Origin of the sequence: Streptomyces olivochromogenes (assembly GCF_021538895.1) — a bacterium.
GTDB classification, from domain to species: domain Bacteria; phylum Actinomycetota; class Actinomycetes; order Streptomycetales; family Streptomycetaceae; genus Streptomyces; species Streptomyces olivochromogenes_A.
The window spans coordinates 23,691-48,853 of sequence record NZ_JADDRL010000044.1 but is presented as its reverse complement, the minus strand read 5'-3'; the positions used below and the strand labels follow the sequence as shown (position 1 = coordinate 48,853).

The following is a 25,163-nucleotide window of genomic DNA, read 5'->3' as shown; positions in this document are numbered from 1 at the left end:
CGGCAGTGCCGACTCCGGCCGCCTTCGCGTCAGCCCTGGGCTCGTGCCCGCCGCGCGCGTTCCGTGAGGCGGACCATGCGGGCGTGGGCGGACTCCAACTCCTCGATGTCGTCGGCCGCCGGGCCCTCCTCCGCGGTGAGTTCCGTCCACAGGGCGATCAGTTCGTGGCCCAGGTTCAGGCCCTGCTCGGGGTCGCGGACGGCGCGCCAGGCGGTGGCCGCGCTCTGGACGTTGCCGTAGGCGGCCTCCGTGTCCCGGGTGCGGTGGCGCCGGCGAGCCAGGTCGAGGGAGAGGTGGAAGGAGCGGAGCGGGTCGCCGGCCAGGTAGGCGATGTAGGCGGTCAGTTCGCGCAGCCCGAGCACCTCGGGGTGGCCGGGGCCCAGCAGGGCGGCGGCCTCGGCGACGGTGCGCTCCGCCAGTTCGGCCGCGGTGTCGAGGCGCCCCGACTTCACCGCCTCGTTGATCCGCGTCATCGGCTCCCCGAGCAACGCGGCCCCCTCCTCGGTCACGGTCGCGGGCCCGTCCCCCAGTACCGCCTCGGCCACGGCGTCGAAACCCCGGGCAGGCGTGGGCCTGGGCTCGGGCTCGGTCTCCGCGACGAAGTCGGTGACAGGGGTACGGCGAGGAGTCGGGGTCGGGGCGGGGATGGCTTCGGGTGCGGGGACCGGGGCGAGCGCGGGCTTGGGGGCTGAGGAGACTCCGGCCGTGGCGGCCGAAGGGCCTCCGGCCAAGGAAGCTGTGGAGGTCGCAGGGAGTTCGGCCGGTGCGGGCGCGAGCGGCCGCGGCTCGGTGTCGAGGTACGGCGCGGGGGCGCGATACGGCCCGGCGTCGAGACCCGGTCCGGCGATCGGCTGCGGCGCGGCGATGAAAGTCGGCCCGCCAACGGAATCCGACCCGGCACGGAACGCCGGTCCGGCAACGGGATCCGCCCCGGCGCCGGAACCCGGCGCCGCGATCGGCGCCGGCAAGGCCATCGGTCCCGGCAAGGCCATGGGCCCCGGCAAAGCCATCGGCGCCGGCGCCGCGGTGTGCCCCGGTGCGGTGTCCATGGTCGGCGGCGGTCCGAACACCCCCGTGGGCGCCTGGACCGTCCCGGGAACCACGTCCGCCACGACGCTCGGCAAGAGGCCGGGCGCCGATTCCGCGACCGGCGTCGGCTCCGGCACGGCCCTCAGCTGGAACGTGGGAGCGACGTCGCGCACCGGCTCGGCGACCGCGGAAAGGAGATGGGTGGGCTTGTCCCGCCCGCCGGTCTCCCGCGCGCCTCCGCTCACGGACTCCCCGGGCTCCCCCTGCCCGAGCGACGGAGTCACCGGAACCGGAACGGGCTCCCCCGTGAACCGGCTTGAGCCGTCCGCGTCGATCTGGAGGGCGACCACGTACCCAATGCGGTCGTCGTGGACCGTGGCGAGGACAGGATGGCCACTGGTGAGAACGAGGCGATGGAGGTGGTTCAGGACGGCATGCTGGATCTCCTCGCCGGGCGCCGCCACGACGGCCACGCCGCCGATCGACGCGCCCGAACCCGAGACCCGGACCTCGACCGGTGCCGCCGGGCACGCAGCCCCCTGTTGTTCCCGCTTCTCGCGGCTGAGTCGAGACATCGGTCCCCTCACTCCCCGGCGTCACGATCCGGTCGTACACGTGCGTACTGTCGAGTCTCTCCGCTCGCTACGGTTCCCACGTAACCGCGACGTCACAGACTCGCACCAGGAAGGAGCGCCGGCATGCAGCCACGCGGTCGGCAGAGGCCGAACCCTGAACCGGATCCGCGTCCGGGGCCGGAGATCTGGATCCGCGGACCGGTCGCCGAGCGGGAGCGAGAAGCGAGGTGGGGCTCCCTCGCCCCGTCCGCCCAGGTCCCCGTCTCCGTCCGGCACTACTCCTGGGTCGGCACCCACGGCGGCGCGGGCACCAGCACCCTCGCCGCGGTGTACGGCGGCCAGGACTGCGGACGCGACTGGCCGGGTCCCGGCGCCCCGCCCTCGGTGCTGCTCGTCGCCCGTACGCACGCGGCCGGGCTGACCTCCGCCGTGTACGCCGTGGAGGCGTTCCGCCGGGGTGGCGCACCGCTCGGCCTGGATCTGGACGCCGTCGTCCTGGTCGCGGACGCGCCGGGGCGGCTGCCGAAGCCGCTCGACCGGCAGGTCGGGGCGATCGAGTCGGTCGTCGACGTGTACCGCGTGCCGTGGGTGGAGGACTGGCGCCTCGGGGATCTCAGCGGCGGGGCGCCCCGCGGGACCGACGCGCTGCTGCGGCTGACGGGGGCCGGGCGGGCGGCCGGGCGACGCCCGTTCTGAGAAAGCCGTGGCGGCCTCGGCCCTCTCGCGCGATTTTCTTGCGTATGCATATAATGCACACGCTTGCATTCGAGGTTCGCGTACGCCGATCCGTCTGGGGGACCACATGACCCGCCGCTTCCTGTTCGTTCTGGGCAGCGCCCGCACCGACGGCAACTCCGAGCTGCTGGCCCAAAAGGCCGCCGAGCAGCTGCCCGCGGACGTGGAGCAGCAGTGGATCAGCCTGGCCGAGCACCCGCTGCCCGACTTCGTGGACCTGCGGCACGACAGCGACCACGTCCGGCCGCCCTCGAACAGCACCGCCGGCCTGTATCTGGACGCCACGCTCGCGGCCACGGACATAGTGATCGTCTCGCCGCTGTACTGGTACTCGGTGTCCGCCCTCACCAAGCGCTACCTGGACCACTGGTCCGGCTGGCTGCGCACTCCCGGCGCCGACTTCAAGGCGACCCTGGCGGGGCGCACGCTGTGGGGCGTCACCGCGCTCGCCCACCGGGAGCCGGAGGTGGCCGACCCGCTGATCGGCACGCTCAACCACTCGGCCGCCTACCTACGGATGCGCTTCGGCGGGGTGCTGCTGGGCAACGGCAGCGCGCCCGGGGACGTCCTGCGGGACGCGGAGGCGCTGGCGCGTGCGAAGACCTTCTTCGCCCGGGAGGCGCCGCTCGCGCGATTCCCGTACGACGCCGTGGCGCCCGCCGTCTGAGTCTTACGCGGTGACGTCCCTCGTCGTGAAGCGCGCCCAGGCCGCCGAGCCGAACACCCCGGCGTACAGGGCCTGCAGGCCGAGGTTGTTGACGAGGTTGTCCCAGTAGACGGGCTCGCGCATCAGGTCGGCGAAGGACAGCCAGTAGTGGGAGAAGAAGTACGGCTGGAGCGCGTGCAGCTGGGGGATCTGGTCGAGGATCTGGACGGTGATCAGCAGGCCCACCGTGGTCGCCATCGCCGCGATCCCGCTGTTGGTCAGGGTCGATATGAACAGGCCGAGGGCGGCGATTCCAGTCAGTGACGCCGCGACGACCAGGGCGATCAACAGCGCCCTGCCGAGGCCGTCGGCGAAGCTGATCCGGGTGCCGGAGATGGTCGTCAACTCGCCCAGCGGGAAGAGCAGCGCACCCATGATCAACGCGGCGACGGCGACGACGAGGGTGGCCACGAGGCAGAAGGCCATCACCGTCGCGTACTTGGTGAGCAGCAGGCGGCTGCGGCCGGCGGGGGCGACCAGCAGATAGCGCAGGGTCCCCGCGTTGGCCTCGCCCGCGATCGCGTCGCCCGCGACGACGCCGATCGCCATGGGCAGGAAGAACGGCAGCGTGGCCGCGAGCGCCGTGAACACCAGGAACAGACCGTTGTTGGTGATCTGCGCGATGAAGGCCGGTCCCGCGCCGCCGCCCCCGCCGGCCGAGGACCCGTCCCGTGTCTCGATCTTCACGGCGATCCCGACCAGCACCGGTACCGCCGCCAGCACGCCCAGCAGGGCGAGCGTGCGCCAGCGCCGGAACGTGGTGACCAGCTCGTTGCGCAGCAGACCGAAGGTCCACAGCGGGCTCGGGGCGCGCACGGCCCCGGGCGCGGCCACCTCCGGCGGCTCGGCCCCGGCCTGTCGCATCGGCGTCTCAGCCCGCGACATCGAAACCCTCCCCGGTCAGTGCCACGAACGCGTCCTCCAGCGAGGCCCGTTCGACCACGAAGCCGCGGACCCGGACGCCCGCCGTCACCAACGCGGCGTTCAGCTCGGCGAGTTCGCCCTCGGGCGGCTCCGCGGTCACCCGGTCCTCGGCCACCACGACGTCGGCGACTCCCTGTTCCTTCAGTACCCGGGCCGCGTCCCCGGTGTCCGGCGTGGTCACGACCAGCCGGCCGCGCGCCCCCGCCGCCAGGTCGGCCACCGCGCCCTGTGTGATGAGCCGTCCCTGTGCCATGACCGCCGCGTGCGTGCACACCTGCTCGATCTCGTCGAGGAGGTGGGAGGAGAGGAAGACGGTCGTGCCGTCGGAGGCCAGCTCCCGCACCAGCGACCGGATTTCGCGCATGCCCTGCGGGTCGAGCCCGTTGGTCGGCTCGTCGAGGACGAGCAGTCTGCGCGGCTGGAGCAGCGCGGCCGCCAGCCCCAGGCGCTGCTTCATGCCCAGGGAGTAGGCCTTCGCCTTCTTGCCCGCGGCGGCCGTCAGCCCCACCCGGTCCAGTGCCGCCGCGACGCGGGCGCGCCGGGTGCGCGGGTCGGCGGTCGGGTCGGCGGCGTCGTACCGCAGGAGGTTGTCCTTGCCGGACAGGAAGCCGTACAGCGCGGGTCCCTCGATGAGCGCGCCGACGTGCGGCAGCACGGCGCGGGAGGCGCGCGGCATGGGACGGCCGAGCAACCGCGCCGTGCCCGAGGTGGGCTCGATGAGGCCCATCAGCATGCGGATGGTGGTGGTCTTGCCCGAGCCGTTCGGACCGAGGAAGCCGAAGACGCTGCCCGCCGGGACGGTCAGGTCGAGACCGTCGACGGCGAGCTGTCCGCCGCGGTAGCGCTTGGTGAGGCCGCGGGTCTGGATGACGCCGTGCTCCGCGTCGCCCGCGCCCGGATCCGGCTCCGTGGCGGACACTTCGTCCATCGGCTCCCTCGATTCGTCGTGCGCCAGGGGTACCTACTTCGCCGCGTTCGCCGCCTCGACCAGGGCGTTCTTGGTCACGGCACCGACGTACACCTTGCCGTCGTCCGTGATCAGGGCGTTGATCAGGCGGGTGGAGAAGACCGTGCCCTTGCCGAACTTGCCGCTCACCTTGTCGCCGAGCGAGCCGAGGAAGCCGCCCAGGTCACCGCCGCCGGCGCCGGCGCCGGACGGTATGCCGCCCTCGGAGCCGGTGTCGAAGGTGGCGATCGAGTTCCAGCCCTTGCCGAGGACCTTGAAGCCGTCGCTGCCGTCCGTGCCCTTGCCGAAGTCCTTGCCGAAGCTCTCGCCGAGCCCCGCGCCGAGGTCGTCGCCGGCCTTCGGGAGGCCCTTGTCCGACCCGGGCGCCTTCGAGGCATCGCCCTCCTCGGTGACCTTGGCACCCTTGGGCGGAGTGAAGTCGAAGGTCGAGGCGGCCGGCTTGGCGAAGGTGACCTGCGTGAAGCCCGTGTCGAACACGGCGGCGCCGCCGGCGGCCGGGGTGAGCGTGAACTTCAGCGGCATGCCCGTCTTCGCGTCCACGGCGATGCTGATCGCGCCGACCGTGGTGCCGGACTGCTTGGGCTTGATCAGCAGCTTGTAGGCGTCCCGGCCGGCGACGTGCGCGGTGCCGTCGACGGTCACGGACGTGGTGTCGTCGACCGACTTCAGCGCCTCGTCGGCGAAGTCCTTGGGCGTGGCCGGCGGCTCCTGGCCGCGGTGGTCCTTGCCCGCCTCCTCGGCCGTGCCGTGGTAGACCTCGTTGGACTTGCTGTCGTAGCCCCAGACGTCCTTGCCGTTGTGGATGAGGCTGTATTCGGCGGCGCTCTCGATCAGCGAGAGCTTCTGCCGGTCCGGGCCGTCCGTGGCGACACGCAGGGTGTGGGAGCCGGAGACGAGCTCGGTGAGCTTGGCCGTCGGGTCGGCGGACGAGCCGTCGCCCGACCGGGTGGCGCCCGAGACCAGGCCGCTCTCCAGGCCGCCGAGGTTGGGCAGACCAAGGTCCGTGTTGATCCGCACGGTGCCGGACAACTGCTCCACGTCCGACTTGGCGATCTTCTCGATGAGCTGCTGCGCGGTGATCTTCGGCAGGTCGGGGTCGCCGGAGTCGGCGAGTGCCGGGACCAGCCCGATGGTCGCAGCCGCCAGCCCCACCACCGCGACCGGCACGGCGTACCGAGCGGCCTTGCGCCGTCCGGTGGGGAGCTCGTCGGCCTCCGGCGCGCCCGTGTTGTCGTCGGATTCGTACGGTGCCATGTGTGCCTTACCTCCGTCGTCGGCGGCGGCTGTCCTCACGCTCTGTCCCACCCTGAGCCGCCATTCTCACCCGAATCGGTGAGCAGTGGTGATTTCCGTGGTTTCCATCTGACCAAATCGGCCGTGAGGAAGCGTCAGACTGCGGAGCCAACTCCGTGTACGCCTGCGGTATGACACGAGGAGGAGGCGCCTCCCCCGACCCGTAGGGGTACGGGTCGTACGGGGAGGCGCCGCCGGGTGTCGGAGACCGGCGTGCGGGCTCAGTGCTGCACGAAGACGTAGTCCGCCTGGTAGGGCACGGCGGCGATGGTGCCCGGCGCGCAGGAGCCGGTCGGGGCGACTCCGCCGACCGTGTTCAGCCGGAGGATCTCGGTGGTGCCGGCGAGCAGCCCGTGGTGCTTTCCGGACCGGGTGGCCTTGAGGTCCAGCTCGGGGATGTTGCCGGCCCCGTTGGGCGTCTTGGTGATCACGGCGCCCGTGACGGCGCTTCCGTCCGGCGCGACCCACTGCGGGGTACCGGAGTTGGGCTTCACGAAGGAGTGCCGGATGTGGCCGCCGAGCAGGGCGCTGACGTCGCGCTGCCCGAAGGCGTAGCCGCCGCCCTCGGCGGGCTTGCACTCGTAGATCTGCTTGCCCTTGACCACGGAGGCCTGGAAGCCGCCGAGCGCGTGCCGGAAGTCCATGGCGGTGGTGACCTTGTGGAGCTGTCCGCGGACGGCTCCGCCCGGGAATTCGGCGGTGTGGAGGTTGGCGTAAAACGCGCCGGGGTCGTTCGTGAGCTGCTTGAGGAGGGCGGCGTCGGTCACCCGGACGCTCCCGGACACGGAGTACCGGCCCTTGTGCCCCTCTTTCAGCACCTTGCCGAAGTCGATCTTGACGCCGCCGTTGGTGCCCTTGGCGCCCTGGTGGATGTGCAGGTCGGTCGGCCTGCCGGTGCCGCGCCAGGCCACGGCGACGGACACCTTGTCCCCCTTGACCTTGATGAACTCCAGCGCCGCGCCGTCCTTGTCCCCCACGGCGGGGCCGCCCTTGACCGGGACCTCGTTGGCGCCGCGGAGGCTCGCGACGAGGACGGTCGCTTCCTTGCCGGTATTGCCGGTGTTCTCGGTGGCGGAGGCCGGCGCCACCGCGCCGACGACACCGGCGCACGCGGCGATCGTGACGGCGGTGGCGACGAGACCGTTGCGGCGCGCGAAGAAGGATCGGTTCATACCCATGATTCGGTTTTCTCCCCGTATGCGGCTGACGCCCCCTGCGTCAGCTTCTGGGCATGAGTACGAAGGGATCCGAGATTAGACTCAGTCCAGGAATGTGACCTGGGTCACAGAAGGGAGAAAGGCTGGTCAAGCGGCTACGACGACGAGATAGGGGCCGAGTGACACTCACCCGGCCCCGTGGCGAGCGGCCTCACGCGGCCCGGTGCACCACCGCGTCGCAGAGTTCCATCAGCGCGGCCTTCGCGTCGCACTCCGGCAGCGGCGCCAGCGCCGCCCGCGCGTCCTCCGCGTACCGCACCGTGTCCCGCCGGGCCTGCTCCAGCGCGGGGTGGACGCGGAGCGCGGCCAGCGCCTCCGCGTGCCGCGCGTCGTCGGTGAGGTCGGAGGCGAGGAGCTCGCACAGCGCGAGGTCCTCGGCCAGCCCCAGCCGCGCGGCCCGCTCCCGCAGCCGCAGCACGGGCAGGGTCGCGACACCCTCGCGCAGGTCCGTCCCCGGCGTCTTCCCGGACTCGTGCGAGTCGCTGGCGATGTCGAGCACGTCGTCCGCCAGCTGGAAGGCCACACCGAGCCGTTCGCCGTACTGGGTGAGGACGTCGACCACCGTCTCGTCGGCCCCGGACATCATGGCGCCGAACCGGCACGACACGGCCACCAGCGAGCCCGTCTTGCCGCCCAGTACGTCCAGGTAGTGCTCGACCGGATCCCGACCGTCCGTCGGTCCCGCGGTCTCCAGGATCTGCCCGGTGACGAGCCGCTCGAACGCGAGGGCCTGGACCCGGACCGCCTCGGGGCCGAGGTCGGCGAGGATCTGGGAGGCGCGGGCGAAGAGGAAGTCACCCGTGAGGACGGCGACCGAGTTGCCCCAGCGGGTGTTCGCGCTGTCCACACCGCGGCGCACCAGCGCCTCGTCCATCACGTCGTCGTGGTACAGGGTCGCGAGGTGGGTCAGCTCGACGACCACGGCCGAGGGCACGATGCCCGGCGCGTACGGGTCACCGAACCGGGCCGCGAGCATCACGAGCAGCGGCCGGAACCGCTTCCCGCCGGCCCGCACCAAGTGCTGCGCGGCCTCCGTGATGAACGGGACCTCACTCTTGGTGGCTTCGAGCAAGCCTTCCTCGACAGCCGCCAATCCGGCCTGGACATCGGCTTCCAGAGCCTGGTCCCGCACGCTCAGCCCGAACGGCCCGACGACGGTCACGAGGGGTCTCCTGTCTGCTGGTGTCTGCTGGCGGTTACGCGGTTTGTCGATAGGTCGCTGCCATCACTCAAGTCAGCGTATCCGGTCAGGTTTCGATCACCGATAGCGCCCACCCGTCCAGCCCGGGCGCTATCGGAGCACGACCGGTATGTTTTCGATCAGTCGATATGACCAAATATTTATCGACTCCAGTCGATGCGACACTCTTTGTCCGTCTACTTACCCATTCGTCCGAATGACGGCCCTCATGTCCGAGCCGCTCACGGCGGCCGCCGGGGCCCGCTCCGGCGGCGACCATCAGGACAACGACGGGCCCCGCCCGGCGGGTTCCACCATCCGGAGGGCCTCACCCCCTTCACGCCCCCGCTCACCTTCCGGTCCGCCCGTCGGCCCATCCGTCGCTCCACCCCACCCACCGACTCACCCGTCGGAGCAAACGGCGGCACCGTCCGCCGTCCGGCCCAACCCGAGCGACCGCAGGCGCGGCGCGCCTGTGATACGGACCACTTCCGGTATCGGACAAAACGACTCACAAGGGGTGGTGGGCCCATTCCGCCGAACGCGGGAAAAGAACTCTTCCGTCGTTCTCACGAAACCCCCTTCCGACCCTCATGTCCGCTTTGCCGTGAATGTTATTCCGGCCTTATTCCGTGAATTGGGTCACTCTGCCCCATCGGGCCGCCAGAGCCCCCTTTGACCCATTTCACCTTGCCGCGTCGGCCAGTTGAGGCTTGGCAACCGCAAAGGATCAAGCACCCCATACGCCTCAGATCAAGGTCAATCGGTGCGTTGTGTGATTCCGAGTCTTGTTCCCGACATGTGCTCTCGCATAGCTTCCGGGCTGTCGGGCGGAACGCCGAATCCTGCCGCCGCCCTACGCACCCATCGACGAACTCATTCGCCGTAGGCAGGAGCGGGGGAACCCAGGTAAGTCGCCGGACCGGTCGGCACATGTCGCACCGGAACGGCTCGGGGTGAAGTCCGTGCCACCTCACGGTGGTACGGCCGGGCACCTCCCCGCCCGAACCCGACAGCTCACCTCGTAGGCGACGGAGAGGAACTTCGCCATGTCTGCTGCCGCTCAGCACACCAGCACCCGCTCGTCCCGCCTCATCCGCAAGGTCGCCCTCGTCGGCACCGGTGTCACGGTGCTCGCCGTCCCGCTCGTCGGCGCGACCGCCGCCTCGGCCGCCCCCACGGCCACCACCCCCTCCACGACGCTCGCCGGGTACCCGAACAACCTCGACGGCTGGATCCGCGAGTCCCTCGCGATCATGGCGGAGAAGCACATTCCGGGCTCGTACAACGGGATCTACCGCAACATCATGCGCGAGTCGTCCGGCAACCCGCGGGCCATCAACCTGTGGGACTCCAACGCGGCCAAGGGCATCCCGTCCAAGGGCCTGCTGCAGGTCATCGACCCGACGTTCAACACGTACCACGTGGCCGGCACGTCGTTCGACATCTACGACCCGATCGCGAACATCACCGCCGCCTGCAACTACGCGGCCGCGCGGTACGGCTCGATGGACAACGTCAACAGCGCGTACTGACGCGTCCACCCGAAGCGGTAGAGCTACGCGAAGAGCCTTTCGAGGACGACGGCGATGCCGTCGTCCTCGTTCGACTTCGTGATCTCGTCGGCCACCGCCTTGAGTTCGGGATGGGCGTTGGCCATCGCCACGCCGTGAGCCGCCCAGCGGAACATGGGGATGTCATTGGGCATGTCCCCGAAGGCGATGGCCCGTTCGGCGCTCAGACCGAGGTGTTCGGCGGCCAGCGCCAGGCCGGTCGCCTTGGTGATGCCGCAGGGCTGGAGCTCCACGGTCCCCGGCCCCGACATGGTGACCGTGGCCAGCGAACCCACCACCGCGCGTGCCGTCCGCGCCAACTCGTCGTCGGACAGGGCGTGATGGCGCAGCAGGACCTTGCTGATCGGCGCGCACCACAGGTCGTCGCGCCGCCCGACCCGCACGGCGGGCAGGGTCGGGTGGGGCATCAGATACCCGGGCTCGATGAGCGTGAGCCCGTCCACCCCGTCCTGGTCGACGGCCGCGTACACCTGACCCACCTCGGCCTCGATCTTGCCGAGCGCGGTCTCGGCCAGCTCCCGGTCCAGGGTGACCGACCACAGCAGCCGGCCCGCGCCGGCGTCGTACAACTGCGCGCCCTGTCCGCACACCGCGAGCCCCGTGCTGCCGAGGTCGTCGAGCAGCGGCCGTACGCGCGGCGCCGGGCGCCCCGTCACGACGAGGTGCCGCGCACCGGCCTCCGTCGCCCGCGCGAGCGCGGCACGGGACCGGTCGGAGAGGGTGTCGTCGCCGCGGAGCAGCGTCCCGTCCAGGTCGGTGGCGATGAGTGCATAAGCAGGGAGTACGGCCATGATCAGAGAATACGGACACCACGCCCCCGGGACTCACGGTGTGTTTCGGCCCCAAGTGAGGCCCGATGACTCCGAGATGGCGGTGTGCGAGGGGCCCGGACCGTGGTTCGAGGGCGCCGGTCGCGAGAACGCCCCGGACGACGAGACCGCGGCCCCGCCCGCACCGCCTGCGCTCAGCCGTGCGCCGCGGCCAGGTGTTTCGACAGCCGGCCGGAGGCGAACTCCGTGCCGCAGACGAAGCGCATCACCGGGCCGTAGGACGCGGCGGCCGGAAGACCGGTGAAGTAGAGGCCGGGGACCGAGGAGACATAGCCGGCGCCGAGCTTCGGGGCACCGCGGCTGACGGCGAGCCGGGTGCGCAGTTCGTGGCCGAGGAAGTCCATCGCCGCGATGTCGACGCGGTAGCCGGTGGCCGCGATGACGTGGTCGGCGGCCAGCTGGCGGGTGGCGCCGGCGTGGGTGCGGACCGTGAGGACCGGGGCGCCGTCGGGAGCGTCCGCGCCGAGCACGCTCTCGACCTCCTCGACCCGCACCTTGTCCTGGAAGCGGTCGCGCAGCCACCAGGCGCCGAGCGGGCCGAGGACGCGGCGGACCAGGTAGTGGCGGACCTGAGCCGGGAAATAGCGGTAGGGGTGGGGGTAGTAGCTGAGCGCCCACAGGGACCAGGCGCGGCCGAACGGGGACTCGGGGCGCAGCCTCGGCTGGCTCCACGGCGGGGCGCCGAAGGCGACCCTGCTCCGGCCGCGCGAGACCACCTGGACCTGCGCGCCCGCCTCCGCGGCCAGCGCCGCCGTCTCCAGCGCGGACTGTCCGGCGCCGACGACGATCAGCTCCTTGCCGGCGAACCGGGTGAGGTCGTGGTGCTGGGAGCTGTGGGACACCGGGCCCGTGGCCGAGGGTCCGTCCACCGCCGCGCCGGCCAGCTCCACCGGGAGGTGGGCCAGGCCGGACAGGCCCGTCGCGACGACGACCGCGCGGGCGGCGAACAACTCGCCGGAGTCCAGCTTGAGTTCGAACCCGCCGCCGGTGCGGCGGTCCACCGAGACGACCCGCACCCGCTCCAGGTCGGGCAGCAGCTTCTGCTGGAACCACTCGCCGTAGGCGATGAAGGTCTCTACGGAGATCAGGTCCTCGTCCGTCACCAGGCGGCGGACGCCGGCCGCGTCGCAGTAGTCGGCGAGGGTGTGCCCGGGCTGCGGTGCGTCGATGCTGGAGGCCGCCGGGGTCGACTTCAGGATCATGCCCGCGGGCATGTGGTCGCGCCAGCTCACCATGGGATCGCCGAAGACGCGTACCGGAATGCCGCGCCCTCGCAGGTGCGCGGCGGTGGACAGGCCGAAGGGTCCGGCGCCGATGACTGCTACCGGTTCGATCACGAAGTCCCTCCCCAGGACGGATGTGCCTACTTCGTGGAGGTACTGCTGCCGCGGCGGTTGGTGCGCCACAGCTGATACAGGTGCTTCGCGCCCGGTCGCACGAAGCGCGCCAGCATCGTGAGGAACGGCAGCGGGTCGTCACCCGCCAGCCAGGCCAGCTCCGTCCCGCTCGCCCGGGCCGGCGCGTGCGGCGTCGTATAGCCGCTGCGGCGGTAGGCGAGGAGGGCGGGGAGGTCGATGTTCTCCACGACGTACCGGTGGCCGGCCCGCTGTTCCCCCTCCGGAACGGTCCGTCCGGTCAGATCCAGATGCATGGCGCGTACGACGTCCACCGCCGACTCGTTCTCGAAGAGCCGGAACTGGGCGCCCACGCGCGGGTTGAAGTCGAGGAGTTTGTACCGGCCGTCGCGGCGGTCGAAGCGCAGGTCGAGGTCGACGATGCCGCTGAAGCCGATCTGTTTGACGAAACGCGCGGCGAGGTCCGCGAGTTCCGGGTTGTCGACGACGTACGCGTTCGCCGTCATCCCCGCGTGCGGCGGCCACGAGCGCACCTTGACGCCCGTGAACATGGCGAGCGGGGTGGAGTCCGCGCCGAAGTAGGCGTGGACGATCCAGTCCTCGGCCTGCTCCCTCGGCAGGTACTCCTGCAGGATGACGCCGGGCTGCTCGCCCCAGTCGCGGGCGAGGGTGAGCAGTCCCTCGCGGGTGGCGATCCTCGTGGTCCCGTTGACGGCGGGCCGTTTCCGCCGCACGAACGCCTCCCGGTTCTTGGCCACGACCGGGAAGCATGCCTTCTCGGCGAAGGCGGCGATGTCGTCGTACGACTGCGGGAAGGCCGAGGTCGGACTCGGGATGCCGTGTTCCACGCAGAGCTCGTGCAGCCCCTGCTTGCTGGCCAGGCGGCGCGGCAGGCCCGGCTCCAGTCGCGGGAAGAGGAACCGGGTCCCGAGCGCGTCCTGGTGCTCGGCGATCAGGACGGCGGCCTCTTCGTCGGTGGGGACGAGGACGGTGGGGCGGCCGATGCGGCGGCCGATCCGGAGCAGCCCCTCGACGAGGTACTCCGGCTCCTCGGCCCCGCTCGTCGGCCACACGAACGCGCGTTTGAGATAGCGGGAGGAGGCCGCGGGTGTGTAGCGGTCCTCCGTGATCGCGTACATGGGGACGCCCAGACGGCCCAGGCTGCGGATCGCTCCGACGCCACCGTGGTGCAGCGGGTAGTCGCCGAACTTCACGATCAGGCCCGGCACATCACGGTCGGCCGCGAAAGGCACACTGACGGCATTTCCGGCCACGGGTCCCCCCACGTGTCCCCCAACGGACCGGACTCACCCCGGCCGTGTCCCCCAAAGGACGCTAAGCCGGAATTAGACCCTCCGACAAGGCCTATTCGGACATTGCGAACTCTTTAGACACTGCCCAAGACACGCAACTCGGCCGTAACGTGTGGCGCGACCACATGGAATGTTGGGCCGTGCACGGCTCGGATGAGAGTGAGGCAGTACCCCATGCCCCCCTTCGATGTTCCCGAGGGCGACCCCTTCGGGCCGCACAACCTTCCCTATGGCGTGTTCTCGCTCCCCGGCTCACCGGAGCGGAGGGTCGGCGTCCGGCTCGGCGACCACGTGCTCGACGCGGGCGCCGCGGCCGCCGCGCTCGGCTCGCCGTACGCCTCCCTGCTCGCCCGCCCCACCCTCAACCCGCTGCTGGCGGCGGGCCGCACGGCCTGGTCGGACGTGCGGCGGGCGCTGACCGCGTGGGTCACGGTGCCCTCGCACCGCGAGACGATCGAGCCGCTGTTCCACCCCCTGGCCTCGGTGACCCTGCACCTGGCCTTCGAGGTCGCCGACTACGTCGACTTCTACGCCTCCGAGAACCACGCCCGGAACGTGGGCCAGATCTTCCGCCCGGACGCCGAGGACTCGCTGACCCCCAACTGGAAGCACCTGCCGATCGGTTACCACGGCCGCTCGGGCACGATCGTGGTCTCGGACACGGAGGTCGTACGGCCGTCCGGGCAGCGCAAGGGTCCCGGCGACCCGGCTCCCGTGTTCGGCCCGTCCGTCCGCCTGGACATCGAGGCCGAGGTCGGCTTCGTGGTCGGTGTGCCGTCCGAGATGGGCAGGCCGGTGGCGCTGGGCGACTTCCGGGAGCACGTGTTCGGGCTGTGCCTGCTGAACGACTGGTCGGCGCGGGACGTCCAGGCCTGGGAGTACGTCCCCCTCGGCCCGTTCCTCGGCAAGTCCTTCGCCACGTCCGTGTCGGCGTGGATCACCCCGCTGGAGGCCCTGGAGGAGGCGCGGGTGGCGCCGCCGGAGCGGACCCACGCGCTGCTGCCGTACCTGGACGACACCGGCTCCGGCGTCGAGCCCGGCGGGTACGACCTGCGGATCTCCGTCGCGATCAACGGTCACGTCGTGTCCGAGCCGCCGTTCTCCACCATGTACTGGACCGCCGCGCAGCAGCTCGCGCACATGACCGTGAACGGGGCTTCGCTGCGCACCGGGGACCTGTACGGGTCGGGGACCGTGAGCGGGCCGACCGAGCGCGAGCGCGGTTCGCTGCTGGAGCTGACCTGGAACGGGCGGGACCCCCTCGAACTGCCGGACGGGAAGCGGGCGTTCCTGGAGGACGGCGACGTGGTGACGCTCTCCGCGTGGGCGCCGGGACCGGACGGGGCCCGGGTCGGACTGGGCGAGGTGACCGGGCGGATCGTGGCCGGCTGACCCGGCGCTTGCGACAAGCACCGGCCACTTGTAGCAAGTAGTTGACACAAGCCCGCCGGGGACCGCATCTTGTACTCACCGCTTGATACAAGCGGTGAGTGCGAGACGCTTCTTTATCGGGGGGTTTGTCATGGATGTACACGATTCACCTTCACCTCTGCCTTCAACGGCGTCCCGCGCGCCCCTCGACCGGTACGCCCGCTGGGGCGGCCTGCTGATCGGGGCGCTCGCGGCCCGCCTGCTGTCCCCGCTCGACGCCGGGGACGGGATCCTGTACGCCATTCCGGCGTTCGGGCTGTGCGCGGTGACCGGAGTGCTGGTCGGGGACGCGCTGACCGCCCCGGCCCGGGGAGCCGTCCGCACGGCCGGCCTCACGCCGCGCCGGGTCCGTGACTACGTACCGCCCCGGATGACCTGGCTGTTGATCGCGCTCGCGGGTGCGCTGGTGGTGGTGCTGGGCGTGGCCGCCGTGGTGGCCTCGCCGGACGACCTCGGACGGGCGGGCCGCGCCCTCACCCTGACCTGCCGGGGCGTGACCCAGTCGTACGGCCCCTGGCCCGGGCTGCACTACGGCCTGCCGATGCTCGCCTCCCTCGCCGTCGCCACCGGCGCCTGCGGCTGGTCCCTGCGGCGGATCGCCACCCGTCCCGGCGACGACGCGTCCCGCCGCGACCGCGCCCTCGCGATCGTCGCGGCCTGGGGGCTCGTGGTCTCGTCCTCCCTGCTGGGGGCGGCATCGACGGCGTCCGGCGCACTGCTGAACATGACCTGCGACGGGACGGTGGGGACCGTGGCCAACGCGGTGCTGTGGCCGCTGGCCCTGGTCGCGCTGGTCACCGTGCCGTGGACGCTCTTCACCGTGTGCTCGCCCCGGGCGACCTGGTCGCAGCGCGCGGTCCGCCGTTCCGAGCATCGCGCCCCCCAGGAAGACCGCCAGGGAGCCCGCCGGTGAGCGGCCCGGCCGTGCGGGTCGACACGGACAGCCCCGTCCCGCCGTACGAGCAGATCCGCGCCCAGCTCGCGGCACTGATCACCACCGGGCGCCTGCCGGAGGGCGAACGCCTGCCGACGGTACGGCAGCTGGCGTCCGACCTGGGCCTGGCCGCGGGCACGGTCGCCCGGGCCTACCGCGAGCTGGAATCGGCCTCCCTGATCCGCACCCGGCGCGGCGCGGGCACGCGGGTGGCTCCCCTGCCGACTCCGGCACGGCGCCCGGATCCGGCCGAACTGACGACACTGGCACGACGGTTCGTGACGGAGGCGCGGGCGATGGGGGCGGACGCGGGGACGGTGCTGGGGGCGGTGCGCCAGGTGTTGGAGGAGTAACCAGGTGTCGGAGGAGTCGGGGCATAGGAGGAGTCGGAGGAACAAGGGAGGGCGGGGACGGGCCCGAGGGGCCGGATCGAGCGGCCGGTGCGATCGGGAAAACGCGAGGGATCGGCGGAGCGGCGGTGGAGCGGATGCGGATGTGGGGCCGGTTCTCCGCCGATTCCTGACTCCCGCGGCCCGACACCGTCATACTGACGGGGCACAGCACCACGAGCCGCAGAACCCGGTGGACGACCGCCGCAGCACCGCACGCGCGACTGGGCGGCGCACCACCCGCCGTAGGACCACCGCACCACCCCAGCACCACTCGCACCACCCCCGCGCACCTCGCATGTCCAGCACACCCCGCACACCCCGCACATCCGCACCAAAGAACGCCCCTCCCCCACCTCCGACCAGGAACCGGAGCCCCCGGCATGACCGTCTGCCTGCTCCTGCTGAGCGTCGTCGCTCTGTTGGCCGCCGTCCCGGCGCCGCGTGCGCTGACCCGGGCCGTGTGGCCCGAGCGGGAACCCGTGGTCGGGCTGTGGGTGTGGCAGTGCCTGGTCGCCACCGTGCTGCTGTGCTGCCTGGCCGCGCTGGTCCTGGGCGCCGCGGCCGTCTTCCACACCGTGCGCGACCATGTCTTCGCCCCGGCGCCGCCCGCCGTCACCGCCGCCTACGACCTCTCCGCCGCGCCGGTCTGGGCCGTCGCCCTGACCGTGCTGCTGGCCGGCGGCGCCGCGTGGACGACGGCGATGCTCGCCCGTGAGCTGGCCGAGGCGCGCCGCCGCCGCGGACAGACCCGCGCGCACCTGCGCGAACGCGCCCCCGACCTGCCCGCGGGCCTGCCTGCCGCGCGCGGTCCCATGCTGGTGCTGGAGGACGAGTACCCGGACGCCTGGTGGATGCCGGGCCACCCGCCGCAGCTGGTCGTGACGACCGGTGCGCTGCACCGCCTGACCGACCACCAGCTGGACGCCGTCCTCACCCACGAGCGCGGTCACGCCCGCGCCCACCACGACTGGCTGCTGCACCTCTCGACGGCGTTGGCCACGGGCTTCCCGCGCATCCCCCTCTTCGCCCACTTCTGCGACCAGACCCACCGCCTGGTCGAACTGGCCGCCGACGACGAGGCCTCCCGCCGCTGCGGTCACCTCACGACCGCCCTGGCGCTGATCGAGCTGAACCAGCACCGCGGAGTCCTCTCCTGCGCCTCCAGCCGCCGCCTGCTCGGCGAACGCGTCGACCGCCTCCTGGAGCCCCCGCCGAGGCTGCTGCGCAGGCAGCGCGCCCTGACGACGACGGTGGCCGCGCTGGTCCCGCTCCTGCCGCTGCTGATCACCTTCGCCCCGGGACTGACGGCGCTGTCCTGACCCCCCCAGGGGGGCGGGGTGCCGCCCCCGGGAGCGAGCGGGCTATATCCAGTCGTCGGGTTCCGGCTCCTCGTCCAGCTCGGGCCAGTCGTCGTCCGGGGCCTGGGCACCCGCCGGTGCCGGGGCGGCCGCGTTCGGTGCCTGGGCGGCCGTGCCCTGGGTCGGGGCGTCCAGGGAGTTCAGCACCCCGAGCACGCCGTCGCCGTACGTCGCCAGCTTCTTCTCGCCGACCCCGCTGATCGTGCCCAGTTCCCGCACCGACCCGGGCCACGTCGTGACGATCTCCCTGAGCGTGGCGTCGTGGAAGATGACGTACGCCGGGACGCCCTGCTCGCGGGCCTGTTCGGCGCGCCAGGCGCGCAGTGCCTCGAAGGCGGGGAGCAGCTCGTCGGGCAGCTCGGCCACGGCGGCCTTGGGCTTGCGCTCGCCCCGGCCGGACGAGCCGGAGGAGGACGACGCCGCCCGCGCCGGCTTCTTCGGCTCCTTGCGCAGCGGCACCTCCCGGTCCCGCCGCAGCACCGCCCCGCTCGCCTCGGTGAGCACCAGCGTGCCGTACTCCCCCTCGACCGCGAGCAGCCCCTGTGCCAGCAACTGCCGGACGACGCCCCGCCATTCGCCCTCGGCCAGGTCCTCGCCGATACCGAACACGGACAGCTGGTCGTGGTCGAACTGGATCACCTTCGCGGTGCGCTTGCCGAGCAGGATGTCCACGATCTGCACCGCGCCGAACTTCTGCCCGCGCTCCCGCTGCAGCCGCACCACCGTCGACAGCACCTTCTGCGCGGCGATCGTGCCGTCCCACGTCTCGGGCGGTGTGAGACAGGTGTCGCAGTTGCCACAGCCCGCCGCGTCCGGGTCCTGGCCGAAGTAGGCGAGCAGCTGGCCGCGGCGGCACTGGGCGGTCTCGCACAGCGCCAGCATCGAGTCCAGGTGCGCGGCTGCCCGGCGGCGGAACGCCTCGTCGCCCTCGCCGGACTGGATCAGCTTGCGCTGCTGTATGACGTCGTTGAGGCCGTACGCCATCCAGGCCGTGGAGGCCAGCCCGTCGCGGCCCGCGCGGCCCGTCTCCTGGTAGTAGCCCTCGATCGACTTCGGCAGGTCGAGGTGGGCGACGAACCGCACGTCCGGCTTGTCGATGCCCATCCCGAAGGCGATCGTGGCGACCACGACCAGGCCCTCCTCACGCAGGAACCGGGACTGGTGCGCCGCGCGCGTGCCCGCGTCGAGGCCCGCGTGATAGGGCACCGCCTCGATGCCGTTGCGGCTCAGGAACTCGGCTGTCTTCTCCACCGAGTTCCGCGACAGGCAGTACACGATGCCCGCGTCGCCCGCGTGCTCCTCGCGCAGGAAGGCGAGCAACTGCTTCTTGGGGTCGGCCTTGGGCACGACCCGGTACTGGATGTTGGGCCGGTCGAAGCTCGCCTCGAAGTGGCGGGCCGTCGGCATGTGCAGCCGCTGCGTGATCTCCTGGTGCGTCGCCCGGGTGGCCGTCGCCGTGAGCGCGATCCGCGGGACGTCCGGCCAGCGCTCGCCCAGCAGGGACAGGGCCAGGTAGTCGGGGCGGAAGTCGTGGCCCCACTGGGAGACACAGTGCGCCTCGTCGATCGCGAAGACGGCGACCTTGCCGCGGGACAGCAGGTCCAGCGTGGAGTCCAGGCGCAGCCGCTCGGGCGCCAGGTAGAGCAGGTCCAGCTCGCCCGCCAGGAACTCCGCCTCGACCACCCGCCGCTCGTCGAAGTCCTGGGTGGAGTTGATGAACCCGGCGTTCACGCCGAGTGCCCGCAGTGCGTCGACCTGGTCCTGCATCAGCGCGATGAGCGGGGAGACCACGACTCCCGTACCGGGTCTGACCAGGGCCGGGATCTGGTAGCACAGCGACTTTCCGCCGCCGGTCGGCATGAGGACGACGGCGTCGCCGCCCGCGACCACGTGCTCGATGATGGCTTGCTGCTCACCGCGGAAGGCCTCGTACCCGAAGACCCGGTGCAGTGTGGCCAGCGCCTCGCTCTCGGTCGCCCCTGGCATCTCGCTGATCCCGCCCGTCCCACCCATCGTCGTGTCCCCCGTACGTCGTCCCTCGACCACTGCGTCCACGATAGGGCTCCGCACCGACAGCGCCGGAGTTATCCACAGGGAGAGCTCATTCCCTGCCGTAATCGGTCACCGGCATTCAGTGACCGACGGGAGTGGTCTCGCATGCCACTGCCCGGCACCCCTCACTGAGGTGCCGGGCAGTCACGCATCGCCGCGTGTTCGTCAGCGCACGAACACGCTCGCCTGATTCGCCAGGTCCAGGAAGTACTGCGGGGCCACGCCGAGTACCAGCGTCACCGCCACGCCGACGCCGATCGCCGCCATGGTGAGCGGTGACGGTACGGCGACCGTCGGTCCCTCCGGACGGGGCTCGCTGAAGAACATCAGCACGATCACGCGGATGTAGAAGAACGCCGCGATCGCCGAGGAGATCACACCGATCACCACCAGCGGAGCCGCGCCGCCTTCCGCCGCCGCCTTGAACACCGCGAACTTTCCGGCGAACCCGGAGGTCAGCGGAATGCCCGCGAAGGCCAGCAGGAACACCGCGAACACGGCCGCGACCAGCGGCGAGCGGCGGCCGAGACCCGCCCACTTGGACAGGTGCGTCGCCTCACCGCCGGCGTCGCGCACCAGGGTGACCACAGCGAACGCGCCGATCGTCACGAAGGAGTACGCGGCCAGGTAGAAGAGGACGGAGGACACGCCGTCCTTCGAGGTCGCGATGACACCCGCGAGGATGAAGCCCGCGTGCGCGATCGACGAGTACGCCAGCAGCCGCTTGATGTCGGTCTGCGTGATCGCGACGATCGCACCGCCCAGCATCGTGAGGACCGCGACCGCCCACATGACCGGCCGCCAGTCCCAGCGCAGGCCGGGCAGGACGACGTACAGCAGGCGGAGCAGCGCGCCGAACGCCGCCACCTTGGTGGCTGCCGCCATGAAGCCGGTCACCGGAGTCGGCGCGCCCTGGTAGACGTCGGGCGTCCACATGTGGAACGGCACCGCGCCGACCTTGAACAGCAGGCCCATCACCACCAGCGCGGTGCCGACGAGCAGCAGCGCGTCGTTGCCCATGGTGTTCGCCAGCGCCGGGTCGACGTTGGTCACCGAACCGTCGACGACCTGCGCGATCGTGCCGTAGGAGACCGAGCCCGCGTACCCGTACAGCAGCGCGATGCCGAACAGCGTGAACGCGGAGGCGAACGCGCCGAGCAGGAAGTACTTGACCGCGGCCTCCTGCGACATCAGCCGCTTGCGGCGGGCCAGCGCGCACAGCAGGTACAGCGGGAGGGAGAAGACCTCCAGGGCCACGAAGAGGGTCAGCAGGTCGTTGGCCGAGGGGAAGACCAGCATGCCCGCGATCGCGAAGAGCAGCAGCGGGAAGACCTCGGTGGTGGTGAACCCGGCCTTGACCGCGGCCTTCTCGCCCTCGCTGCCCGGCACGGACGCGGCCTGCGCCGCGAACGAGTCGACCCGGTTGCCGTGCGCCTCCGGGTCCAGGCGCCGCTCGGCGAAGGTGAACAGGGCGACCAGGCCGGCCAGCAGGATCGTGCCCTGCAGGAACAGCGACGGCCCGTCGACCGCGATCGCGCCCATCGCCGCGATGTGCGCCTTCGTCGTGCCGTAGCCGTCGGCCGCCAGGGCGACCACCGCGGCGAAGGCGGCGCAGAGCGCGACGACGGACACGAACACCTGGGCGTAGTAGCGGGACCTGCGCGGCACGAACGCCTCGACCAGTACCCCGACGACCGCCGCGCCGACGATGATCAGGGTCGGCGACAATTGTCCGTATTCGATCTTCGGCGTCGGGATCTTCGAGATCGGCTCGGCCGCGGTTGTCCACAGGCTGTGGACGGCTGTTGCGCTCACTTGGCCGCCTCCACCGAGGGCTTGGGGTCGGTCTTGTGTACGTCGGACATGGTCTGCTTGACCGCGGGGTTGACGATGTCCGTGACGGGCTTCGGGTAGACGCCCAGGAAGATCAGCAGAATGACCAGCGGGGCGACGACGACGAGCTCGCGCACCCTGAGGTCGGGCATCGCGGAGACCTCCGGCTTCACCGGGCCCGTCATCGTCCGCTGGTAGAGGACGAGGGTGTAGAGCGCGGCGAGCACGATGCCGAAGGTGGCGATGATGCCGATCGCCGGATAGCGCGTGAACGTGCCGACCAGGACCAGGAACTCGCTCACGAACGGCGCGAGTCCGGGCAGGGACAGCGTCGCCAGGCCGCCGATCAGGAACGTGCCGGCGAGCACCGGGGCGACCTTCTGGACACCGCCGTAGTCCGCGATGAGCCGCGAACCGCGCCGGGAGATCAGGAAGCCCGCCACCAGCATCAGCGCGGCGGTCGAGATGCCGTGGTTGACCATGTAGAGCGTCGCGCCGGACTGGCCCTGGGTGGTCATCGCGAAGATGCCCATGATGATGAAGCCGAAGTGCGAGATCGACGCGTACGCCACCAGCCGCTTGATGTCGCGCTGGCCGACGGCGAGCAGCGCTCCGTAGACGATGCTGATGAGCGCCAGGACGAGGATGGCGGGCGTCGCCCACTTGCTGGCCTCCGGGAAGAGCTGGAGGCAGAAGCGGAGCATCGCGAAGGTGCCCACCTTGTCGACGACCGCGGTGATGAGGACGGCGACCGGAGCGGTGGCCTCCCCCATCGCGTTGGGCAGCCAGGTGTGCAGCGGCCACAGGGGCGCCTTCACCGCGAAGGCGAAGAAGAAGCCCAGGAACAGCCAGCGCTCGGTGTTCGTCGCCATGTCCAGCGAGCCGTTGGCCCGTGCCTGCGCGATCTCCTGGAGGCTGAAGTTCCCGGCGACCACGTAGAGGCCGATCACCGCGGCCAGCATGATCAGACCGCCGACCAGGTTGTAGAGCAGGAACTTCACGGCGGCGTACGACCGCTGCGTCGACGCCACCTCCTCGCCGTGCTCGTGGGCACGGTCCCCGAAGCCGCCGATGAGGAAGTACATCGGGATCAGCATGGCTTCGAAGAAGATGTAGAAGAGGAAGACGTCGGTGGCCTCGAAGGAGATGATCACCATCGCCTCGACGGCCAGGATCAGGGCGAAGAAGCCCTGTGTCGGCCGCCAGCGGCGGCTGCCCGTCTCCAGCGGGTCGGCGTCGTGCCAGCCCGCGAGGACGATGAACGGCATCAGCAGGGCGGTCAGTGCGATGAGGGCGACCGCGATGCCGTCCACGCCCAGTTCGTAGCGGACCCCGAACGCCTTGATCCAGGCGTGGGATTCGGTGAGCTGGTAGCGGGCGCCGTCCGGGTCGAAGCGGACCAGGACGACGATCGCCAGGGCCAGCGTGGCGAGGGTGACCAGCAGCGCCAGCCATTTGGCGGCGGTGCGTCGCGAGGCCGGTACCGCGGCCGTGGCGACGGCACCGACGGCCGGGAGCACCGCGGTCGCTGTCAGCAGAGGAAAGGACATCGGTATCAGACCGCCCTCATCAGCAGGGTCGCGGCGACCAGGAGTGCCGCGCCGCCGAACATCGAGACCGCGTAGGAGCGAGCGAAGCCGTTCTGCAGCTTGCGCAGCCGACCGGAGAGGCCGCCGAAGGTGGCCGCCGTGCCGTTGACGACCCCGTCGACCAGGGTGTGGTCGACGTAGACCAGGGAGCGCGTGAGGTGTTCTCCGCCGCGGACGAGGACGACGTGGTTGAAGTCGTCCTGGAGCAGGTCGCGGCGGGCGGCCCGGGTGAGCAGCGACCCGCGCGGGGCGACGGCCGGGACGGGCTTGCGGCCGTACTGCGCGTACGCGAGGCCGACGCCGATGAGCAGGCACACCATGGTCGCGCCGGTGACCGTCCCGGCACTGAGCGGCGAGTCGCCCTCACTGTGCCCGGTGACCGGCTCCAGCCAGTCCAGGAAGCGGTCGCCGAAGCTGAACAGGCCGCCCGCGAAGACCGAGCCGAAGGCCAGCACGACCATCGGGATCGTCATGACCTTGGGCGACTCGTGCGGGTGCGGCTCGTTGCCGTTCTCGTCCGGCTGCCAGCGCTTCTCGCCGAAGAACGTCATCAGCATCACGCGCGTCATGTAGAACGCGGTGATGGCGGCGCCCAGCAGGGCCGCGCCGCCGAGGATCCAGCCCTCGGTGCCGCCCTTGGCGAAGGCCGCCTCGATGATCTTGTCCTTGGAGAAGAAGCCGGACAGGCCCGGGAAGCCGATGATGGCGAGGTAGCCGAGGCCGAACGTGATGAACGTGATCGGCATGTACTTCCGCAGGCCGCCGTACCTGCGCATGTCGACCTCGTCGTTCATGCCGTGCATGACCGAACCGGCACCGAGGAACAGCCCGGCCTTGAAGAAGCCGTGCGTCACCAGGTGCATGATCGCGAAGACGTAGCCGATGGGGCCGAGGCCTGCCGCCAGCACCATGTAGCCGATCTGCGACATGGTCGAGCCGGCCAGCGCCTTCTTGATGTCGTCCTTCGCGCAACCGACGATCGCACCGAACAGCAGCGTGACCGCGCCGACCACGGTGACGGCCAGCTGCGCGTCGGGGGCGGCGTTGAAGATCGCGGAGGAGCGGACGATCAGGTAGACGCCCGCGGTCACCATCGTCGCGGCGTGGATGAGGGCCGAGACCGGGGTCGGGCCCTCCATCGCGTCCCCGAGCCAGGACTGCAGTGGTACCTGGGCGGACTTGCCGCAGGCGGCGAGCAGCAGCATCAGGCCGATGGCGGTGAGCTTGCCCTCGGAGGTGTCGCCGACGTGGCTGAAGACCGGCCCGAAGGCGAAGGACCCGAACGTCGTGAACATCAGCATGATCGCGATGGACAGGCCCATGTCGCCGACGCGGTTGACGATGAAGGCCTTCTTCGCGGCCGTCGCGGCGCTGGGCTTGTGCTGCCAGAAGCCGATCAGCAGGTACGAGGCGAGACCGACGCCCTCCCAGCCGACGTACAGCAGCAGGTAGTTGTCGGCGAGGACGAGCAGCAGCATCGCCGCGAGGAACAGGTTCAGGTAGCCGAAGAAGCGGCGGCGCCGCTCGTCGTGCTCCATGTACCCGACCGAGTAGAGGTGGATCAGCGAGCCCACGCCGGTGATCAGCAGGACGAACGTCATCGACAGCTGGTCGAGGCGGAAGGTGACGTCGGCCTGGAAGCTGCCGACCGAGATCCACGTCCACAGGTGCTGGGTGAGCGTGCGGTGTTCGGCGTCCTTGCCGAGCAGGTCGGCGAAGAGGATCACGCCGAACACGAAGGACGTGGTCGACAGGAGCGTGCCGATCCAGTGACCGACGGCGTCCAGACGCCGGCCGCCGACCAGCAGGACGGCCGCTCCGAGCAGGGGCGCCGCGATCAGCAGCGCAATCAGGTTCTCCACGATTCAGCGACCCC

20 protein-coding genes and 1 riboswitch are annotated in these 25,163 nt (G+C 71.2%); of the genes, 7 read left to right on the top strand and 13 right to left on the bottom strand.

Annotated features, from left to right (window positions below; all coding sequences use genetic code 11):
- Positions 1 to 29: 29 nt before the first annotated feature.
- Positions 30 to 1,604 (bottom strand): tetratricopeptide repeat protein, encoded by a 1,575-nt coding sequence (locus IPZ69_RS22720; RefSeq protein WP_235456120.1) that lies wholly within the window; start codon positions 1,602 to 1,604, stop codon positions 30 to 32.
- A gap of 123 nt (positions 1,605 to 1,727) precedes the next feature.
- On the opposite strand from IPZ69_RS22720, the gene IPZ69_RS22715 reads away from it, so the two are divergent.
- Both IPZ69_RS22715 and IPZ69_RS22710 read left to right on the top strand, forming a co-directional pair.
- Positions 1,728 to 2,300 (top strand): DUF6668 family protein, encoded by a 573-nt coding sequence (locus IPZ69_RS22715; RefSeq protein WP_235456119.1) that lies wholly within the window; start codon positions 1,728 to 1,730, stop codon positions 2,298 to 2,300.
- 106 nt (positions 2,301 to 2,406) lie between these two features.
- Entirely contained in the window at positions 2,407 to 3,006 is a 600-nt protein-coding gene (locus tag IPZ69_RS22710) for a flavodoxin family protein (protein WP_235456118.1), read from the top strand.
- A 3-nt stretch (positions 3,007 to 3,009) separates the two neighbouring features.
- Here IPZ69_RS22710 and IPZ69_RS22705 read toward each other — a convergent pair whose 3' ends face one another.
- The 5 genes from IPZ69_RS22705 to IPZ69_RS22685 form a co-directional block, all read right to left on the bottom strand.
- Positions 3,010 to 3,930, bottom strand: coding sequence for an ABC transporter permease (locus tag IPZ69_RS22705; protein ID WP_374293684.1), 921 nt, complete (start codon positions 3,928 to 3,930; stop codon positions 3,010 to 3,012).
- The gene (locus IPZ69_RS22700; protein ID WP_235456117.1) at positions 3,917 to 4,897 is read right to left on the bottom strand and encodes an ABC transporter ATP-binding protein; all 981 of its coding nucleotides are present in this window, start codon (positions 4,895 to 4,897) and stop codon (positions 3,917 to 3,919) included. The genes IPZ69_RS22705 and IPZ69_RS22700 overlap by 14 nt, the downstream gene beginning before the upstream one ends.
- Positions 4,898 to 4,930: 33 nt before the next feature.
- Entirely contained in the window at positions 4,931 to 6,190 is a 1,260-nt protein-coding gene (locus IPZ69_RS22695; protein WP_235456116.1) for a LolA family protein, read from the bottom strand.
- Between the two features lie 260 nt (positions 6,191 to 6,450).
- Complete coding sequence (locus tag IPZ69_RS22690) at positions 6,451 to 7,407, bottom strand: CHRD domain-containing protein (protein ID WP_235456115.1); 957 nt, start codon at positions 7,405 to 7,407, stop codon at positions 6,451 to 6,453.
- Between the two features lie 190 nt (positions 7,408 to 7,597).
- A complete protein-coding gene (locus tag IPZ69_RS22685) occupies positions 7,598 to 8,608 on the bottom strand; it encodes a polyprenyl synthetase family protein (protein WP_235456114.1) in 1,011 nt (336 codons plus the stop codon).
- An 889-nt stretch (positions 8,609 to 9,497) separates the two neighbouring features.
- A riboswitch (cyclic di-AMP (ydaO/yuaA leader) is annotated at positions 9,498 to 9,672 on the top strand.
- A 3-nt stretch (positions 9,673 to 9,675) separates the two neighbouring features.
- Here IPZ69_RS22685 and IPZ69_RS22680 point away from each other — a divergent pair.
- Positions 9,676 to 10,161, top strand: a complete 486-nt coding sequence (locus tag IPZ69_RS22680; RefSeq protein ID WP_235456113.1) for a transglycosylase SLT domain-containing protein — start codon at positions 9,676 to 9,678, stop codon at positions 10,159 to 10,161.
- A gap of 23 nt (positions 10,162 to 10,184) precedes the next feature.
- On the opposite strand, the gene IPZ69_RS22675 is transcribed toward IPZ69_RS22680, so the two are convergent.
- The 3 genes from IPZ69_RS22675 to IPZ69_RS22665 form a co-directional block, all read right to left on the bottom strand.
- Entirely contained in the window at positions 10,185 to 10,991 is an 807-nt protein-coding gene (locus IPZ69_RS22675; RefSeq protein WP_235456112.1) for an HAD family hydrolase, read from the bottom strand.
- 173 nt (positions 10,992 to 11,164) lie between these two features.
- Positions 11,165 to 12,367, bottom strand: coding sequence for an FAD-dependent oxidoreductase (locus IPZ69_RS22670; RefSeq protein WP_235456110.1), 1,203 nt, complete (start codon positions 12,365 to 12,367; stop codon positions 11,165 to 11,167).
- A 26-nt stretch (positions 12,368 to 12,393) separates the two neighbouring features.
- Positions 12,394 to 13,638 carry a carboxylate--amine ligase gene (locus IPZ69_RS22665; protein WP_235456146.1) on the bottom strand — a complete coding sequence of 415 codons (1,245 nt, stop codon included), beginning with the start codon at positions 13,636 to 13,638 and terminating at the stop codon, positions 12,394 to 12,396.
- Between the two features lie 234 nt (positions 13,639 to 13,872).
- Between IPZ69_RS22665 and fahA the strand changes: the two genes are divergently transcribed.
- The 4 genes from fahA to IPZ69_RS22645 all read left to right on the top strand — a co-directional run bounded on the left by fahA (position 13,873) and on the right by IPZ69_RS22645 (position 17,774).
- The gene (fahA, locus tag IPZ69_RS22660; RefSeq protein ID WP_235456109.1) at positions 13,873 to 15,090 is read left to right on the top strand and encodes a fumarylacetoacetase; all 1,218 of its coding nucleotides are present in this window, start codon (positions 13,873 to 13,875) and stop codon (positions 15,088 to 15,090) included.
- 130 nt (positions 15,091 to 15,220) lie between these two features.
- Positions 15,221 to 16,042, top strand: coding sequence for a hypothetical protein (locus tag IPZ69_RS22655; protein ID WP_235456108.1), 822 nt, complete (start codon positions 15,221 to 15,223; stop codon positions 16,040 to 16,042).
- The gene (locus IPZ69_RS22650; RefSeq protein WP_235456107.1) at positions 16,039 to 16,416 is read left to right on the top strand and encodes a GntR family transcriptional regulator; all 378 of its coding nucleotides are present in this window, start codon (positions 16,039 to 16,041) and stop codon (positions 16,414 to 16,416) included. Before IPZ69_RS22655 ends, IPZ69_RS22650 begins: the two co-directional genes overlap by 4 nt.
- A gap of 419 nt (positions 16,417 to 16,835) precedes the next feature.
- Positions 16,836 to 17,774 carry a M56 family metallopeptidase gene (locus tag IPZ69_RS22645; RefSeq protein WP_235456106.1) on the top strand — a complete coding sequence of 313 codons (939 nt, stop codon included), beginning with the start codon at positions 16,836 to 16,838 and terminating at the stop codon, positions 17,772 to 17,774.
- 42 nt (positions 17,775 to 17,816) lie between these two features.
- Here IPZ69_RS22645 and recQ read toward each other — a convergent pair whose 3' ends face one another.
- The 4 genes from recQ to nuoL all read right to left on the bottom strand — a co-directional run bounded on the left by recQ (position 17,817) and on the right by nuoL (position 25,149).
- Positions 17,817 to 19,826 (bottom strand): DNA helicase RecQ, encoded by a 2,010-nt coding sequence (gene recQ / locus IPZ69_RS22640; RefSeq protein ID WP_235456145.1) that lies wholly within the window; start codon positions 19,824 to 19,826, stop codon positions 17,817 to 17,819.
- A gap of 204 nt (positions 19,827 to 20,030) precedes the next feature.
- Entirely contained in the window at positions 20,031 to 21,680 is a 1,650-nt protein-coding gene (gene nuoN / locus IPZ69_RS22635) for an NADH-quinone oxidoreductase subunit NuoN (protein ID WP_235456105.1), read from the bottom strand.
- On the bottom strand, positions 21,677 to 23,248 hold the full coding sequence (locus IPZ69_RS22630) for an NADH-quinone oxidoreductase subunit M (RefSeq protein WP_235456104.1): 1,572 nt from the start codon (positions 23,246 to 23,248) through the stop codon (positions 21,677 to 21,679). The genes nuoN and IPZ69_RS22630 overlap by 4 nt, the downstream gene beginning before the upstream one ends.
- Before the next feature lie 5 nt (positions 23,249 to 23,253).
- Positions 23,254 to 25,149: an NADH-quinone oxidoreductase subunit L gene (nuoL, locus tag IPZ69_RS22625; RefSeq protein WP_235456103.1), complete on the bottom strand. Its 1,896-nt coding sequence runs from the start codon at positions 25,147 to 25,149 to the stop codon at positions 23,254 to 23,256.
- Positions 25,150 to 25,163 lie beyond the last annotated feature (14 nt).

Excerpts from the sequence above, each read along its gene's own strand:
- IPZ69_RS22715 (WP_235456119.1), top strand. The coding sequence starts at position 1,728 with ATGCAGCCACGCGGTCGGCAGAGGCCGAACCCTGAACCGGATCCGCGT.
- IPZ69_RS22630 (WP_235456104.1), bottom strand. The coding sequence starts at position 23,248 with ATGTCCTTTCCTCTGCTGACAGCGACCGCGGTGCTCCCGGCCGTCGGT.
- IPZ69_RS22645 (WP_235456106.1), top strand. The coding sequence starts at position 16,836 with ATGACCGTCTGCCTGCTCCTGCTGAGCGTCGTCGCTCTGTTGGCCGCC.
- recQ (WP_235456145.1), bottom strand. The coding sequence starts at position 19,826 with ATGGGTGGGACGGGCGGGATCAGCGAGATGCCAGGGGCGACCGAGAGC.
- IPZ69_RS22720 (WP_235456120.1), bottom strand. The coding sequence starts at position 1,604 with ATGTCTCGACTCAGCCGCGAGAAGCGGGAACAACAGGGGGCTGCGTGC.
- IPZ69_RS22710 (WP_235456118.1), top strand. The coding sequence starts at position 2,407 with ATGACCCGCCGCTTCCTGTTCGTTCTGGGCAGCGCCCGCACCGACGGC.
- fahA (WP_235456109.1), top strand. The coding sequence starts at position 13,873 with ATGCCCCCCTTCGATGTTCCCGAGGGCGACCCCTTCGGGCCGCACAAC.
- IPZ69_RS22700 (WP_235456117.1), bottom strand. The coding sequence starts at position 4,897 with ATGGACGAAGTGTCCGCCACGGAGCCGGATCCGGGCGCGGGCGACGCG.
- IPZ69_RS22690 (WP_235456115.1), bottom strand. The coding sequence starts at position 7,407 with ATGGGTATGAACCGATCCTTCTTCGCGCGCCGCAACGGTCTCGTCGCC.
- IPZ69_RS22675 (WP_235456112.1), bottom strand. The coding sequence starts at position 10,991 with ATGGCCGTACTCCCTGCTTATGCACTCATCGCCACCGACCTGGACGGG.
- IPZ69_RS22680 (WP_235456113.1), top strand. The coding sequence starts at position 9,676 with ATGTCTGCTGCCGCTCAGCACACCAGCACCCGCTCGTCCCGCCTCATC.
- IPZ69_RS22695 (WP_235456116.1), bottom strand. The coding sequence starts at position 6,190 with ATGGCACCGTACGAATCCGACGACAACACGGGCGCGCCGGAGGCCGAC.
- IPZ69_RS22655 (WP_235456108.1), top strand. The coding sequence starts at position 15,221 with ATGGATGTACACGATTCACCTTCACCTCTGCCTTCAACGGCGTCCCGC.
- IPZ69_RS22705 (WP_374293684.1), bottom strand. The coding sequence starts at position 3,930 with ATGTCGCGGGCTGAGACGCCGATGCGACAGGCCGGGGCCGAGCCGCCG.